General features: G+C 63.1%; 14 protein-coding genes. 9 read left to right on the top strand and 5 right to left on the bottom strand.

Annotated features, from left to right (window positions below):
- Positions 1–22 precede the first annotated feature (22 nt).
- The 3 genes from JQ609_RS27825 to JQ609_RS27815 all read left to right on the top strand — a co-directional run bounded on the left by JQ609_RS27825 (position 23) and on the right by JQ609_RS27815 (position 3,795).
- Complete coding sequence (locus JQ609_RS27825; protein WP_212276070.1) at positions 23–997, top strand: TAXI family TRAP transporter solute-binding subunit; 975 nt, start codon at positions 23–25, stop codon at positions 995–997.
- A 212-nt stretch (positions 998–1,209) separates the two neighbouring features.
- Positions 1,210–2,217 (top strand): tripartite tricarboxylate transporter substrate binding protein, encoded by a 1,008-nt coding sequence (locus tag JQ609_RS27820; RefSeq protein WP_212209864.1) that lies wholly within the window; start codon positions 1,210–1,212, stop codon positions 2,215–2,217.
- A 360-nt stretch (positions 2,218–2,577) separates the two neighbouring features.
- Positions 2,578–3,795: an EAL domain-containing protein gene (locus tag JQ609_RS27815; RefSeq protein ID WP_212276069.1), complete on the top strand. Its 1,218-nt coding sequence runs from the start codon at positions 2,578–2,580 to the stop codon at positions 3,793–3,795.
- 43 nt (positions 3,796–3,838) lie between these two features.
- Here JQ609_RS27815 and JQ609_RS27810 read toward each other — a convergent pair whose 3' ends face one another.
- Positions 3,839–4,429: a GNAT family N-acetyltransferase gene (locus JQ609_RS27810; protein WP_212209866.1), complete on the bottom strand. Its 591-nt coding sequence runs from the start codon at positions 4,427–4,429 to the stop codon at positions 3,839–3,841.
- Between the two features lie 93 nt (positions 4,430–4,522).
- The gene (locus tag JQ609_RS27805) at positions 4,523–5,002 is read right to left on the bottom strand and encodes a hypothetical protein (RefSeq protein ID WP_212209867.1); all 480 of its coding nucleotides are present in this window, start codon (positions 5,000–5,002) and stop codon (positions 4,523–4,525) included.
- A 201-nt stretch (positions 5,003–5,203) separates the two neighbouring features.
- Here JQ609_RS27805 and JQ609_RS27800 point away from each other — a divergent pair, with 201 nt between their 5' ends.
- A complete protein-coding gene (locus tag JQ609_RS27800) occupies positions 5,204–5,509 on the top strand; it encodes a hypothetical protein (RefSeq protein ID WP_212209868.1) in 306 nt (101 codons plus the stop codon).
- 181 nt (positions 5,510–5,690) lie between these two features.
- On the opposite strand, the gene JQ609_RS27795 is transcribed toward JQ609_RS27800, so the two are convergent.
- The 3 genes from JQ609_RS27795 to JQ609_RS27785 form a co-directional block, all read right to left on the bottom strand.
- Complete coding sequence (locus JQ609_RS27795; RefSeq protein ID WP_212276068.1) at positions 5,691–6,878, bottom strand: hypothetical protein; 1,188 nt, start codon at positions 6,876–6,878, stop codon at positions 5,691–5,693.
- Between the two features lie 71 nt (positions 6,879–6,949).
- On the bottom strand, positions 6,950–7,921 hold the full coding sequence (locus JQ609_RS27790; protein WP_212276067.1) for a tripartite tricarboxylate transporter substrate binding protein: 972 nt from the start codon (positions 7,919–7,921) through the stop codon (positions 6,950–6,952).
- A 136-nt stretch (positions 7,922–8,057) separates the two neighbouring features.
- Entirely contained in the window at positions 8,058–8,687 is a 630-nt protein-coding gene (locus JQ609_RS27785; RefSeq protein ID WP_212276066.1) for a CoA pyrophosphatase, read from the bottom strand.
- A gap of 79 nt (positions 8,688–8,766) precedes the next feature.
- Here JQ609_RS27785 and JQ609_RS27780 point away from each other — a divergent pair, with 79 nt between their 5' ends.
- The 5 genes from JQ609_RS27780 (at position 8,767) to JQ609_RS27760 (ending at position 14,404) form a co-directional block, all read left to right on the top strand.
- Complete coding sequence (locus JQ609_RS27780; RefSeq protein ID WP_212209872.1) at positions 8,767–9,195, top strand: PaaI family thioesterase; 429 nt, start codon at positions 8,767–8,769, stop codon at positions 9,193–9,195.
- 110 nt (positions 9,196–9,305) lie between these two features.
- Positions 9,306–10,319, top strand: a complete 1,014-nt coding sequence (locus JQ609_RS27775; protein ID WP_212276065.1) for an aldo/keto reductase — start codon at positions 9,306–9,308, stop codon at positions 10,317–10,319.
- Positions 10,320–10,535: 216 nt separating this feature from the next.
- A complete protein-coding gene (locus JQ609_RS27770) occupies positions 10,536–11,672 on the top strand; it encodes a TRAP transporter substrate-binding protein (RefSeq protein ID WP_212209874.1) in 1,137 nt (378 codons plus the stop codon).
- A 198-nt stretch (positions 11,673–11,870) separates the two neighbouring features.
- Positions 11,871–12,539 (top strand): TRAP transporter small permease subunit, encoded by a 669-nt coding sequence (locus tag JQ609_RS27765; RefSeq protein ID WP_212209875.1) that lies wholly within the window; start codon positions 11,871–11,873, stop codon positions 12,537–12,539.
- Entirely contained in the window at positions 12,536–14,404 is a 1,869-nt protein-coding gene (locus JQ609_RS27760) for a TRAP transporter large permease subunit (RefSeq protein WP_212276064.1), read from the top strand. Before JQ609_RS27765 ends, JQ609_RS27760 begins: the two co-directional genes overlap by 4 nt.
- Positions 14,405–14,445: the final 41 nt, after the last annotated feature.

Here is a 14,445-nt window from a genome sequence, read left to right as displayed (position 1 = left end):
TAGGTTCAAGGGAGTAATTGAGATGAAAATAATGAAAAAGACCGTGGCCGTGCTGGCTGTGACTGTTGCGGCCGGACTCGCCTTCGCCGGCATCGTCCATGCCCAGCAGAAGACGATGTCGATCGGTACCGGCGGAACCGGCGGCGTCTACTATCCGCTTGGCGGCGCCGTCGCCAACGTGCTGTCAAAGAGCCTTCCCAACGTGCAGGCCACCGCCGAGGTCACCGGCGGCTCGATCGACAATCTCAAGCTGATCGGCACCGGGCAGAGCGAGATGGGCTTCACCATGGCCGATGCCGCGCTCGACGCGCTGCAGGGCCAGGACAAGTTCAAGAGTGGCAAGCTGCCGCTGCAGGCGCTGCTCGTGGTCTATCCGAACCGCATGCACGTGGTGACCGTCGAAGGCACCGGCATCGAGACCATGGCCGACCTGAAAGGCAAGCGCGTCTCGACCGGTTCGCCGGGCGGCGCAACCGAAGTGATGGCGTTCCGCGTCATCGAGGCCGCCGGCCTCGACAAGGACAAGGACATGAAGCGCGAGCGACTCGGCGTCGCGGAATCCGTCAACGCCATCAAGGACCGCAAGATCGACGCGTTCTTCTGGGTCGGCGGCATTCCGACCGCAGCGGTGACCGATCTGGCGGCAACGCCGGGCATCAAGATGAAGCTGATCGATCACGGCGACCTCGCCGCGAAGATGAATGCCAAGTACGGCAAGCTCTACACGTCAAGCAAGATCAAGGCAGGCTCCTATCCCGGCTACGACAAGGACAATTCCATCGCCGAGGTCTGGAACCTGATCGTGACCGGCGACAAGATGAGCAACGACGATGCCTACACGATCGTCAAGACGCTGGTGGAGAAGAAGGCCGACATCGTTGCCGTGCACAAGGAAGCCGAGAGCTTCTCGCTCGACAACCAGGTACAGGATCGCTCGCCGATCCCGTTCCATCCCGGCGCGCTGAAGTACTTCAAGGAAAAAGGCATCGGCGGCTAACGCCGGCTGCCTGCAATTTTCTGATTGCATTTGACCGCGGTCCGCCAAGGGCCGCGGTCATTTCTTTGACCGTGCGCTTCTTGCGTCATTCGCCGCTATCGGCCTGATCGGATTCTGCGCCATGATGCCGGAGCCCCGAGGCATGACGCCGACGGGGGTGGCGGTCGCGCCGATTAACAAATACGGTCCGCCGAAATTTTGGAGGGACCGACATGACTTCGAAGATTATCCATCCGCACCGCCTGAGCCGCCGCGCTGTGCTGACCGGCGCCGCTGCCCTTGGCGGTATGTCGCTGTTGCCGCGGCGGGCGGGCGCCGATCAATGGCCGACACGGCCGGTCAAACTGGTCGTGCCGTTCGCGGCCGGTGGCACCACCGACATCCTGGCGCGCGTGGTCGCGGCAAAAGTCTCCGAGGAATTCGGCCAGCAATTCATCGTCGAAAACAAGACCGGCGCCGGCGGCAACATCGCGGCTGAATTCGTCGCGAAGGCCGAGCCCGACGGTTACACCTTCGTGGTGGGAACGCCGGGCACGCACGCCATCAACCAGTTCGTGTTCAAGAACATGAACTACGACCAGGCCAGGGATATCGCGCCGGTCATCATCATCGCGCGGGTACCCAATCTTTGTTCGGTCACCAATTCGCTGCCGGTGAAATCGGTCGCGGAGCTGATCGCCTATGCCAAATCGAAACCGGGCGAGTTGTTCTACGGCACGCCGGGGCTCGGCAGCACCGCGCATGTCTCGACCGAATTGTTCAAGTCGATGACTGGCGTCGAGATGACTCACGTTCCCTACAAGGGCAGCGCACCGGCGCTGACCGACCTGATCGCCGGCCGCGTGCAGCTGACGATCGACAATCTGCCGGCCTCGCAGCCGTTCGCCGAATCCAACTCGATCCGTCCATTGGCGGTCTCCTCCGCCAAGCGCTGGCCGGGCCTGCCTGATCTGCCGACGATCGCGGAAGCCGGCGTACCCGGTTACGAGGCGGCATCCTGGTTCACCATCGGTGCGCCGGCCAAGACGTCGAAGGAGATCATCGACAGGCTCAACGCCAGCGTCGACAAATTCCTCAAGACAGAGGACGGCATCGCGCGGCTGCGCAAGCTCGGCGCCGAGCCGGCCGGCGGGTCGCCCGCGGACATGCAGGCTTACGTGCTGGCGGAAACCGAGAAGTGGGGCAAGGTGGCCAAATTCGCCGGCATCAAGCCGGAGTGACGATCGCATTCCGCACGGCCCGCCTGCGATGAAGCGATTCTTCTGTTCGGCGCGAACATAAACTGTGGCCGCGCCGACAAGCGACCACAGGCGTTAACGCGCGTCCAGCAATGAAACAGCGCGCAATGCACGCGTCAGTTCATAGAACATGCCGACGACAGCAACGACCAACGGATGGATCTCCGTTGGGCTCCCGAGTTGTCATATTACAGCCAGATGACTTGCCGCTTTCGTTACAATTCTAATTTCATTGGCGGCTTTAACCTTACCCACGCATTCATCACCGTGTCCCTAAAACTCCATGATTAGCGCCGCCGCGCGGATGTACGACTAGCGTCGATATCTGAGCAGGGGGACGGAATGAATCTGATCAATGCAAACGCGCATGCGCGCGCCGGTGGCTTCGGACTACGAAGGATGATGCCCCGCGCCTGCGTGGCCGACGCCAAGAAACACCTGCGGCTGTTCCTCTCTGACGCGCTCGAGGAACTCGGCTTCATCACCAGCGCATGCGCTTGTGCAAGCGAGTTGGCGGGAGTGCTTGACGCACAACAGCCCGACCTCGTCGTGCTCGGCGTGTCCGTCAACGGGACCGAAGTCGGCGAAATTCTCGAAGTTCTGGTCCGGAAAAATTTCGGCGGCAAGGTGCTCATCATCGGCCCACCGGACTCGATTATGGTAAAGGCGGTTCGGCAAATTGCCGAGGAATACGACATCGCGATGCTGCCATCGCTGCCGACGCCCTTCAGCGCCGGAACGTTGCGGGCCAGCGTCGCCTCGCTGCTGCCCACCGAACCGGCGCCGAGCCCGGCGGTGGACGTGGCCGAGGCGCTGAAGGCCGGGTGGCTCGAATTGTGGTATCAGCAAAAGATCAATGCCCGCACCCTGATTCCCTGCGGCGCTGAGGCGCTGGTGCGGATGCGACATCCCGCCTGGGGCGTCGTTCCACCGGCGTATTTCATTCCGGACGACAAGGATCCGCATTATCGCGCGCTGTCCGAGTTCGTGATCGGCCGCGCGATTGAGGATTGGCATTACCTTCTGGAGCAGCAAGGTCCGGTTGATCTCTCGATCAACCTGCCGGTTTCGTTTTTAAGGGGCCGCGAAACGGTGCGCGACCTTTGTCTCGGAATGCCCGACCATCCCGCGTTCGGCGGCTTGATCATCGAGATCGACAGCGCCGAGGTGACGGACAATCTGGATCTCGTGATCGACGTCGCCAGACAGGTGCGCCTGCATAATATCGCGATTGCCGTCGATAATGTCGGCCCGGAATGGCCGGCGCTCATGGGGCTCCGGAACTTTCCATTCGTCGAGCTGAAAGTCGATCATCAGTTTGTCACCGGCTGCGCGGATGACCGCTTGAAGCAGACCGTATGCCGCCACATCGTCGAGCTGGCGCAGGACCACGGCGCGCGCGCCATCGCCCAGGGCGTCGAAACCCGCACCGATTTTCTCGCTGCGCATGACATGGGTTTCGATCTGGTCCAGGGCTATCTGTTCAGCAAGCCGCTCGGGGTCAAGAAATTTGCCCGCTCGCCCCCCGTGCTGCCATCCCCCGTCGGGCAAAAGCCGTGAGGGGCGCTCGGTCGGGCTCAGCCGAACTTCGTCAAGAACTGGCTCACGGATGGACCAGCCGCGTGCGCGCGCGGCCATGTTCATCGAAATTCCCGTCCGCGAGCCACGCGGCGATGGCGGCGCGGCGCGCCGGCCATTCGGCGGCGATGATCGAGTGCCACGCCACGTCGCAGCGACGCCCCTTGCTGAAGGCCGAACCACGCCATGTACCTTCCGGCGTAAAACCGTAGCGCGCGGCCGCGTTCAGCGACGCCTGGTTTGCCGCGTTGCAGCGCCAGACCAGCCGCTGGTACTGCAATTCCTCCATCGCATATTGCATCAGGAGAAAGATCGCTTCGGTCGCGGCCCGGGTTCGCTGCAGCCGCGGCGAAAACCAGATCGCCCCGATTTCGATCGCGCCGTCGGCAGGATAGATATCGCACAGCGAGAGCCAGCCTTGAGCCACGCCGCTGCTTTTCGCCCGCACCGCCCAGAACGGCTGATCGGCCCGCGCAGCCAGTTCGGTGATCAACTCCAGCAAGTCGCACTGCTGCGCGAACGGCCCGTAGCGCAAATAGGCAAATGACGCATCGGCGCCCTGCGCGGCGTGCCAGAGCTCGTCCGCGTGTCCGACGGCAAGCGGTTCGAGGGACATCGCGCGTCCCTCAAACCGGATTCGTTCAGGAAACGGCCAGGGCGGCGGCGGCGCGCCCGGCGCGGAGGGGGCGGCTGTCACGCCCGCCGCCCATCAATCGAACTTCATGTCGAGACATTTCGAGATGTCGGAGCCGAGGCCGGACGAGATGATGATGCAGCCGCGCACCTTGCGCGCATTGTTGTCGCTGGCCCACACCGCATAGCCGCCGGGCCCGAAGAACGAGTTGGTGTTCGGCGGTTCGGTTTCGGTGGCGTCGAACGAATAGTTCGAATCGGTCTCGAAGATGCGGGGCTTCTTGGCGCAGTTGCCGTCGGCCTGCACGTTGATGACTTCCTTGTTGTCGCGCGTCAGCGCCAGCGTGACCTGGCAGCGGAAATATTCCGAGGTCTTGATGTTGAAGACATACGCGTACGATCTGCAGGTTGCGGTGTTGAGCTTGCCGGGGCTCAGGCCGCGGCTGCAGGCAATCCGCTGGTTGTTGCTGAGCTTGAATTCGTCGGCCTGGACAGCGGAAGCCAGCGTCATGAAAGACAGCGCAACACCGAAACCAATCTTCATGACGAGGTTCATCCGAATCATCCCTATAACGTTTCTGGCAATAGCGGTTTGTAACCGGAAACCGGAACATAGTCGCGAAGTCGAAGGCGGGAAATCACAAAGTCGCAGATGAAGGCGTGATGCGGCGAAGGTACCATTGACGGAATAATGACGTTCGTGATTTGTTCAAACGAATGGGGCAGAAGCCAATTTTGGCCGCTGGGAGGGACAACGATGACGGGAATTTCAGCCAAGACCTTTTTGATCGCGGCCGCGCTCGGCGGGCTGACGTCGTCTGCATTCGCACAGGCCGCCGCGCCAACGCCCTGGGAGCTGACCTCCGGCACGGGCTATGCCTACGGCAAAGACGGCAAGACGGTTGCGTACAAGTTGGGCACCAACAACGCCGGCACGCTGCTGAAGGGCGCCAAGAAAGTGCCGAAGGGCACGCTGTTCTTCGTCGGCGAGAACGGCCAGCTTTACATGCGCACCGGCCCCTACCTCGAAGACGACGGCAAGTTCAAGTTCGGCGCGAATTGAGGGGTGCGCTTAACCACCGCTTGTCGTCCCGGCCTAGTGCGCAATTGCGCATCAGGCGCCGGGACCCATACGCCGCGGCGGTCATTGTAACGGATGGTCTCTAACGCCAGCGTCCACACAGAGGGGCCGCGGCGTATGGGTCCGGCTCAAGGCCGGGACGACGATGTTTCAGCAGAGTCGCCTAAAACGCCGCCGCCAGTTCCTTCGCACCTGGCTTGCCGCTGTTGACGTCCATCCGCTCGTCGGTGATCGCAAGCAGTTTTGCCACCGTGTTGTGGCGGATCGCGACCGGGTTGCGCTCGTAGCCACCGCGCTGGAAGAAATTCGAGGTCGGCACCTGCTCGCGCATCGCCTGCGGCATCGTCACCATGTCGAGGCCGGTGCTGTCACCGGTCAGGTTCATCATCTCGAGTTCAGCGGCGCTGAGCGGCCTGGTGTAACCCTTGGCGCGCGCGAACAGCACCGAGGTCAGCAGCTTGTGGGTCTGCAGCAGCGGGCCGACGTCGATGTCCAGCACCATGGCGTGGACCCCCCAGCCCTGCGGCGTGCTGGCGAGCTTCTCGTGCTCCGACCATTGCACCGGCACCGAGCGCGTGAACGCGACCATCCGCTTCAATACCGCCAGTTTGTGATCCATCGCCTTGCGCGCCGGTCCTGACAGGCCGGCGGCCTTCTCCGTCAACGCCTTGACGATGTCATGCCCCTGTTCGGCGAGCAGCGAGACGGTGTTGGTGGTGAGCAACTGGTTGTAGCCAACCGCCGTCGAGATCGCGCGCGAGCCCGGGCGCGAGGAACTCAATCCGGATTGCATGTCGTGATTGCCGTTGCCGCCGGTCTCGAACGAATAGACCCGAACGATCTGCTCGCGCGTCAGCCCGGAAGCCAATGCGACGCGGCCATAGGCGCGCTTGAACTCGACTTCGCTGGCGGGCCGCTGCGGCGTAAACTGGAAATGCGCCGCGGCGGCTTGCAGGAAATCGGAGACCACCGGAAGCGGCTTGCGCTCGCGCGGCTTGTCGTCGGGCTCCGGATCCACCGGCCGCTTCGGCCCGTCGTAAAGCGGCGGCTGCGTCAGCACATAATCATTGAGCGTGATGGCCTGGCGCTCGCGCCGCTTGGCATTGCGGCCACGCCGTTTTTCGGCAATCGCGCTCCAGTAGGGCTCGGCTTCCTGCTCGAATGCGGCGCGCGCGGCCTGATATTCCTTCAGCTTGCGGCGATATTCCGCGATCGCCTGTGGCGAGGCCGCCTGCGCCATCGCATCCGCCGCTGAGGCCGGCAGCGCGTCCATGGCCAAAGCCGGCGGCGCGCCCGCGGGAAGCGCGAGCGCGACAAGGCAGAAATAAAGGCGAATCAATTGCAGGCGCATGGCCCCGTTGTATCAATTGCCGGGCTCAAATCGGTTAACAAAGTGCCCGAAACGGCGCGGCGCGGTGCCGCTCACTCCTGCTCGACGCCGCTGGTCTTGATCAGTTGCGACCACTTCTTTTCATCCTTGTCGATGAAATCGGCGTAGTCCTCCGGCGTGCCGGGTGTGATTTCGGTGCCGTCATTGGCCAATTGCCTCTTGACCTCGTCGGAGCCAAGTGCGTCGCGCAGCACCTTGTTGAGCTTGTCGATGATGGGGCGCGGCGTGCCGGCAGGCGCCGCGAGGCCGTAATACAGCGACGCATCGAAGCCGGCAAGGCCCGCTTCCGCCATCGTCGGCACGTCCGGCAGCAGGCCGGAGCGGGTCGTGCTGGTCACCGCGAGGGCGCGCAGTTTGCCGGCCGAGACGTTGGGGTGCGAGGCCGGGATCGGCGCAAACGCCATCGGGATATGGCCACCCAACAGATCGGTCAGCGCCGGACCGGTTCCCTTGTAGGGAATATGCACCAACGTGATCCCGGCGGTGCGGGCGAAATATTCGCCGGTGATGTGACTGACCGTGCCGGCGCCGGCCGAGCCGAAATTGACCTTGCCGGGATTGGCCTTTGCGTGCGCGATCAGTTCGGCAACGGTCTTGGCCGGAAACGACGGATGCACCACCAGCGAATTCGGCGCATTGCCGATCAGGCCGATCGGCGCGAAATCCTTGCGCGGATCGTAGCCGGCGCTCTTGTAGAGCGAGGGCCCGATCGCGAGCGTGCCGGTATAGCCCAGCACCAGCGTGTAGCCATCGGGATCGCTCTTGGCGACGGCCTTGGTGCCGATCGTGCCGCCGGCGCCGGGGCGGTTGTCAACCACCACCTTCTCGCCGAGCAGTTCGCTCATCTTGTCGGCGATGCCGCGGCCGACGATCGAGGTCGAACCACCAGGCGCAAACGGAATCACCAGCGTGATCGCCCGGGTCGGATAGTTTTGAGCTTGCGCGCTGTTGAGGCTGGCGGCGAAGCCGACGGCGATGATGACGGCTAAAGCGTTACCGCGCATTCAGCACTCCCTTGGGATCATTGTTCTTGTTGGCCGTATGGTCGCTGAAACTGCCGACATCCGCAACCCGTGTTCCAGACAACCCTACCCATCGTCGTTGCGAGCCAACGTGTCGCAATGACGAACTCAGGACGCCCTATTTCCAGGCGAACACCGGCTGCTCCAGCTCGGCCACGCGGGTATTGCGGCCGGCCAGCACTTCACGGAATTGATAGATCAGTGCCGCCGTCGGCGCGTGGATGTGTTGGCCGGCGAGGCGAAAGCGGATCACGCGCCGTGTGCTTTCGGGAATTTTGGTGAAGCTGAACGCATCTTGCTGCTCGATCTCATCAAGCGCGATGCGATGCACGGAAGCCACCTCCGCCGGGTTCGGCACCAGCGCGGCCTTCGTGCTCGCCCACACCACGACCGGCGTGATCAGATAGCCGGACCTCGTCGGATAGTCGTCGAGCAGGCCCAGCACATCGCTCTCTCCGAGCTCCAGGCCGAGTTCTTCATGAAGCTCGCGCAACGCCGACTGGACTTGCGTCTCGCCGGGATCGCAGCGTCCGCCCGGCAGCGCCCATTGGGCCGAATGGGAGCGCAGGCCCTCGGCACGCCGCGTCAGGAGAAACGCCGTTTCGGCACCATTCTCGCTTTCGGTGAGCGCGATGACAACGGCGGCCCGCTTCAGCGCAGGCTCCGGCTCATCCGCGGTCGCCCGCGAAAAAGCTGCAACAAGCTCTGCGATATTTCGCCGGGTGGCATCATCAAATGAACGGGCCATGACGCTTGACTACAATACTCCCGCGTTTGATGAAATGACGTTCAGGACATGACCGCCTGCAGGGAACGGAATGCATCAGATGACGACCAGGGCCGCCACGGAGAAGCTCAAATCCGATGGCTGGAAAATCGTCGAGACGACCGGATTCCTGCATCTGATAGGACCCCTGTGGCAGCGAACGCTCGACGGCGAGCTTGAATTCGCGCTGATCACCGAGGACAAGCATCACAACCGCCGCGGCCTGGTGCAGGGCGGCGTGCTGATGACCTTTGCCGATCGCACCTGCGGCATCACCGCGCGACACGTCTCGGGCAAACCGACGCTGGCGACCGTGCAGCTCGACACGCATTTCGTCGAGTCCGGCAGGATCGGCGAGGTGCTGATCTCGAAGCCACACGTGGTGCGCGCCACCCGCAGCCTGATTTTCATCACCACCGAAGTCACCGTCGACCAGCGCTGTATCGCGATGGCATCGGGCGTGTTTAAAATATTGAAGAATGAAAGTTAGACACCGTCATTCCGGGATGGTGCGTTAGCACCAGACCCGGAATCTCGAGATTCCGGGTTCGATGCTTCGCATCGCCCCGGAATGACGGCTCAAGTTAGAGGATCCGCCCGATGCAATATCGCCAACTCGGCCGCAGCGGCCTGAAGATTTCACCGATTTGCCTCGGCACCATGATGTTCGGCGGGCCGACCGACGAAGCGACGTCGTCGCGGATCGTGGCGAAGGCACGCGAGGCCGGGATCAATTTCATCGACAGCGCGGACGCCTATAATGGCGGCAAGTCCGAGGAAGTGGTCGGCCGCGCCATTGCCAACATCAGGCACAGTTGGGTGCTCGCGACAAAACTCGCCAACCAGATCGGTGACGATCCCAATTGCGGCGGGCTGTCGCGGCGCTGGGTGCTGCAGGCGGCGGAAGAGAGTTTGAAGCGGCTCGGCACCGACTATATCGATATCTACTATCTGCATAAGGAAGACCACGCGACGCCGCTGGAAGAGACCGTGCGCGCGATGGGCGACCTGATGCGGCAGGGCAAGATCCGCTATTTCGGCGTCTCGAATTACCGCGCCTGGCGCGTCGCCGAGATCTGCAACATCTGCGACCGCAACGGCATCGATCGTCCGATCGTGAGCCAGCCGTATTACAACGCCATGAACCGGATGCCGGAGGTCGAGCACTTCCCGGCCTGCGGCTATTACGGTCTCGGCATCGTGCCCTATAGCCCCTTGGCGCGCGGCGTGCTGACCGGCAAGTACCTGCCCGATGCCACGCCCGACAAGGACAGCCGCGCCGGCCGCAACGACAAGCGCATGATGCAGACCGAATGGCGGCCGGAATCGCTGCAGCTCGCGCAGCAAATCAAGGAGCACGCCGAAGGGCGCGGCATCACCGCCGGGCAGTTCGCGGTGTCATGGGTGCTGAACTCGTCATTCGTGTCCGCCGTGATCGCCGGTCCCCGCACCGAGCAGCAGTGGGACGACTACCTGAAGGCGCTCGATTATCGCTTCACGTCGGAGGACGAAGCGCTGATCGACCGGCTGGTCGTGAGTGGGCATCCATCCACACCGGGGTTCAACGATCCCGCCTATCCGATCGAGGGACGGCGCGCGCGCACCGTGACTTAAACGAAAGTCGCATACGACATCGCGGGCTTGCGAAATTTAATTCAGCGCCTTCGGAATAAATCCGGAAGCAGTCATCGACGTTGTTCACCATCTGCCGCGTCGAAGCGTCGCATCTTCCCGAACATTCTTGCCAAACACCTGCGCAAGCCTTTGTCTCCCTTCCAATAATAAGGGGCGCATCCTCGGTTGGATCGCCGTCAAAACGGGGAGGAAACCATGACGACATCCAAAAAGGACACCACTTCCAGCCGCCGCCGCTTCCTGAAAGCGGCCGCCGCGGGCGCCGCAGCAACGGTCGCGGCACCGAGCATCGCCAGCGCGCAAGGCGCGACCAGCATGCGCTTCCAGAGCACTTGGCCGGCCAAGGACATTTTCCACGAGTATGCGCTCGACTACGCCAAGAAGGTCAACGACATGACCGGCGGCGACCTCAAGATCGAGGTGCTGCCGGCCGGCGCCGTGGTGCCCGCCTTCGGCCTGCTCGAGGCGGTCTCGAAGGGTACGCTCGACGGCGGCCACGGCGTGCTCGCCTATCATTACGGCAAGCAGAACGCGCTCGCGCTGTGGGGCTCCGGTCCCGGCTATGCGATGGACGCCAACATGCTGCTGGCCTGGCACAAGTACGGCGGCGGCAAGGAGCTTCTGGCGAAGCTGTACAACTCGATCGGCGCCAACGTCGTCTCGTTCCCGTATGGGCCGATGCCGACCCAGCCGCTCGGCTGGTTCAAGAAGCCGGTCACCAAGGCGGACGACCTCAAGGGCGTCAAGTTCCGGACCGTCGGCATTTCGATCGACGTGTTCAGCGGCATGGGTGCCGCGGTCAACGCCTTGCCCGGCGGTGAAATCGTCGCTGCGCTCGATCGCGGCCTGCTCGATGCCGCCGAATTCAACAACGCCACGTCGGACCGCGTCCTCGGCTTCCCCGACGTGTCCAAGATCTGCATGCTGCAGAGCTATCACCAGAATGCCGAGCAGTTCGAGATCATGTTCAACAAGGACAAGTACGACGCGCTGCCGGCGAAGATCCGCGCGATCCTCGACAACGCCGCCGAAGCGGCCGGGCAGGACATGGCCTGGAAGGCGATCGACCGGTATTCGAAAGACTACGCCGAGATGCAGACCAAGGATAACGTCAAGTTCTACAAGACCCCTGACTCGGTGCTGCAGGCGCAGCTCGATATTTACGATCAGGTCGTCGAGAAAAAGTCGGCGGAGAATCCGCTGTTCAAGGAGATCGTGGCGTCCCAGCTGGCCTTCGCCAAGCGCGCGACGCAGTGGGAGCAGGACACGGTGGTGAACCGCCGCATGGCGTATAACCACTACTTCGGACCCAACGCCAAGAAGCGGACCTAACGGCAATAGAATCGGCCAACAGACCCCGTCCGGGATGGCAATCCCGGGCGGGGTCTTGTATCGTCGGCTGGCCATCGCCTGCGCATTCACGACGTGAACGCGCTCCGACGCGGCGCCGGATCTCAGGTCGGCCATTACGCCCGACCCCGTCCGGATCATTCCTGTACCAGGCAGCCCGTACCAAGCAGTCCAGATTTCATGAACAGCGACCGTTTTCTGCATACCCTCGACGGTATCAGCACCTTTGCCGGCAAGGCGGCCGCCTGGCTGGTGATGGGCTTGATGCTTCTCGTCTGCGCCGAGGTTTTCAAGCGCTACATCCTGAACATGCCGACCGCATGGATCTTCGACGCGTCGAATATGCTGTACGGCGCGGCGTTCATGCTCGGCGGCGCCTATACGCTGGCGCAGAACGCCCACGTCCGCGGCGACTTTCTCTATTCCTCGATGCGGCCGCGCACCCAGGCCGGGCTCGATCTGGTGCTCTACATCGTGTTTTTCCTGCCCGGGATCGCGGCGCTGGCCTATGCCGGCTGGGACTATGCCGCGCTGTCATGGCGCATCAACGAGCATTCGAATGTGACCGCGGACGGACCGCCGGTCTATCATTTCAAGGCGATGATCCCGCTGGCCGGCTTTTTGCTGCTGCTGCAGGGGTCCGCCGAAATCGCGCGCTGCGTCATCTGCCTCAAGACCGGCGTGTGGCCGAGCCGCCTCAAGGACGTCAGCGAAATCGATGTCGTCGAGGAGCAACTGGCGCTGAGCGAGCATGTCGACGATGAAACGCGCCGCAACGCGATCGAGCACGCGCAGAACATCGAGGAGAGCGCGCGCCAGCGCGGCTTGGGCGGAGCGTCACAGCCATGAGCGATCCGGCACTCGGGCTTTTGATGCTCGGACTCATCGTCGTCGTCATCATCATGGGTTTCCCCACGGCGTTCACGCTGATGGGGCTTGGCATGTTCTTCGGCTTCTTCGCCTATTACCGCGCCGGCGAATCCTGGGCCGATAACCACATCTTCGACCTGATGGTCCAGCGCACCTATGGCGCGATGACCAACGACGTCCTGATCTCCATCCCGCTGTTCGTCCTGATGGGCTATGTGATGGAACGCGGCGCGCTGGTGGACAAGATGTTCTACGCCATCCAGCTGGCGTTCCGGCGCGTGCCGGCGGCGCTCGCGGTCGCCTCGTTGATCGTCTGCACCTTCTGGGGCATTGCCTCGGGCCTGGTCGGCGCCGTCGTGGTGCTGATGGGCGTCATCGCCTTCAACCCGATGCTCAAGGCCGGCTATGACGTGAAACTCGCCTCCGGCGTCATCACCGCCGGCGGCACGCTCGGCATCCTGATCCCGCCCTCGGTCATGATCATCGTCTATGCGGCGGTCGCCGGGCAGTCGGTGGTCAAGCTGTATGCCGCGGCGATGTTTCCGAGTTTCTTCCTGGCGTTCCTCTACCTCGTCTACATCATCGGCTGGGCGCTGATTAACCCCAAAATCGCACCCAAACTGCCGGAGAGCGAGACCCGGGTGCCGGTGCGGCCGTGGGTGACGCAGATCCAGCAGCTCTACTCGCGAAAGATGCTGCCGGCATTGCTGGCCGCGACGGTGGCCCCGTCGCGGGCCCTTGCCATCACGGTGGATGGCGCGCGGCTCGGCTACGGCACGATCCTCAAGAGCCTGTCGTTCGTGCTGGTGCCGCTGGTCATGACGCTCGGCACCCTGTGGGGCATCTGGTGGTACGTCGTGATCCACCAGCAGCCGGATGCGCCCACCGCCATCGAGCGCAGCGAGGCGCCGACCCCGCTCGGACAGGGGGCGCCGAGCAGCGAGCCGGTCGAGGAAAAGCTTCAGGAACTGGGCAGCTCGGTCCAGCAGTCCGGCGCGGCCAAAAAGGGCGAGCCGGAGGTGCTGCAGCAGATGGGCAATCTGCAGAGCGAAACTGCCGCCCCGCCGTCGGCGTCCGGGCCGCCGGAAGGCTTCTACCTGTATTTCGGGTTCACCGCGGCCGTCCTGCTGCTGCTGCTGTTCTACTATTACGCGATCATGGAGGCCGAGCAGTTCGAGGTGCTGCGGCTGCTCATCACCTCGGTGATGCCGCTTGGCCTGCTGACCGTGGTCGTGCTCGCCGTGATCCTGTTCGGCATCACGACCGCCACGGAATCGGCGGCGGTGGGCGCCGCCGGCGCCTTCCTGCTGGCGTTCCATGCCCGCACGCTGAACTGGAAAAAAACCAAGGAGGCGGTGTTCCTCACCCTCAAGACCACGTCGATGGTGTGCTGGCTGTTCGTCGGTTCGGCGCTGTTCTCGGCGGTGTTCGCGATTCTCGGCGGCCAGGCGCTGCTGGAGAGCTGGGTGCTGTCGCTCAACCTGACAACGCTCCAGTTCATGATCCTGTCGCAGGCGATCATCTTCGTGCTGGGCTGGCCGCTGGAATGGACCGAGATCATCGTGATCTTCGTGCCGATCTTCCTGCCGATGCTCAAGCACTTCGGCGTCGATCCGATCCTGTGGGGCGTGCTGGTGTTCGTGAACCTGCAGGCCGCCTTCCTGTCGCCGCCGGTGGCGATGTCGGCGTTCTACCTGAAAGGCGTTGCACCCAAGCACGTCACGCTGAACCAGATCTTTTCCGGCATGATGCCTTACATGTTCATCGTGATCGTCTGCATGGTCTTCATGTATATGTGGCCGGGCATGACGCTGTGGCTGCCGAAATATCTCTACGGCGGCTAGCGAGACCCCCACCCAGCCCTCTCCCGCAAGCGGGAGAGGGA

It is taken from the genome of Bradyrhizobium sp. AUGA SZCCT0169 (genome assembly GCF_018130085.1).
Classification (GTDB): Bacteria; Pseudomonadota; Alphaproteobacteria; order Rhizobiales; family Xanthobacteraceae; genus Bradyrhizobium.
Note: the sequence above shows the minus strand (reverse complement) of the source record. Positions and strands in the feature narration are given on the sequence as shown.

Bases quoted from the DNA above. Each gene is read 5' to 3' on its own strand.
- JQ609_RS27825 (WP_212276070.1), top strand. From the start codon at position 23: ATGAAAATAATGAAAAAGACCGTGGCCGTGCTGGCTGTGACTGTTGCG.
- JQ609_RS27820 (WP_212209864.1), top strand. From the start codon at position 1,210: ATGACTTCGAAGATTATCCATCCGCACCGCCTGAGCCGCCGCGCTGTG.
- JQ609_RS27815 (WP_212276069.1), top strand. From the start codon at position 2,578: ATGAATCTGATCAATGCAAACGCGCATGCGCGCGCCGGTGGCTTCGGA.
- JQ609_RS27810 (WP_212209866.1), bottom strand. From the start codon at position 4,429: ATGTCCCTCGAACCGCTTGCCGTCGGACACGCGGACGAGCTCTGGCAC.
- JQ609_RS27805 (WP_212209867.1), bottom strand. From the start codon at position 5,002: ATGAACCTCGTCATGAAGATTGGTTTCGGTGTTGCGCTGTCTTTCATG.
- JQ609_RS27800 (WP_212209868.1), top strand. From the start codon at position 5,204: ATGACGGGAATTTCAGCCAAGACCTTTTTGATCGCGGCCGCGCTCGGC.
- JQ609_RS27795 (WP_212276068.1), bottom strand. From the start codon at position 6,878: ATGCGCCTGCAATTGATTCGCCTTTATTTCTGCCTTGTCGCGCTCGCG.
- JQ609_RS27790 (WP_212276067.1), bottom strand. From the start codon at position 7,921: ATGCGCGGTAACGCTTTAGCCGTCATCATCGCCGTCGGCTTCGCCGCC.
- JQ609_RS27785 (WP_212276066.1), bottom strand. From the start codon at position 8,687: ATGGCCCGTTCATTTGATGATGCCACCCGGCGAAATATCGCAGAGCTT.
- JQ609_RS27780 (WP_212209872.1), top strand. From the start codon at position 8,767: ATGACGACCAGGGCCGCCACGGAGAAGCTCAAATCCGATGGCTGGAAA.
- JQ609_RS27775 (WP_212276065.1), top strand. From the start codon at position 9,306: ATGCAATATCGCCAACTCGGCCGCAGCGGCCTGAAGATTTCACCGATT.
- JQ609_RS27770 (WP_212209874.1), top strand. From the start codon at position 10,536: ATGACGACATCCAAAAAGGACACCACTTCCAGCCGCCGCCGCTTCCTG.
- JQ609_RS27765 (WP_212209875.1), top strand. From the start codon at position 11,871: ATGAACAGCGACCGTTTTCTGCATACCCTCGACGGTATCAGCACCTTT.
- JQ609_RS27760 (WP_212276064.1), top strand. From the start codon at position 12,536: ATGAGCGATCCGGCACTCGGGCTTTTGATGCTCGGACTCATCGTCGTC.